This window comes from Bartonella sp. CM120XJJH (assembly GCF_042194715.1).
GTDB lineage: Bacteria > Pseudomonadota > Alphaproteobacteria > Rhizobiales > Rhizobiaceae > Bartonella.
In genome coordinates, this window is record NZ_JBHINE010000148.1 from 1 (window position 1) to 237 (window position 237).

The window sequence follows — 237 nt, forward strand, 5'->3', positions numbered from 1 at the left end:
TATTTGTGTAGGGCTTTCAATGGTGTAGGAAAATTGAAGTTTGTGAAGATGTGCATCGGTAGAGAATTTTTGCATAAGAGCATTTAAATCAAAAGTTTTAACACACTCACTTTCTTCACTACGGGCAAAAGAAAGGTAATCTTCTAACATGTTTTGCATGTCGCTCACATTTTGCTCAAGCGGCTTGATATCAAAGTCAGTATTTGCTAATGTTAGCTGAAGTTTAAAACGGGTGAG

Annotated in this window: 1 pseudogene; it reads right to left on the bottom strand. The window is 36.3% G+C overall.

What is annotated here, in order from left to right:
- Positions 1-237: pseudogene (locus tag ACFIKU_RS10265) on the bottom strand (two-component sensor histidine kinase); the annotation flags it as partial.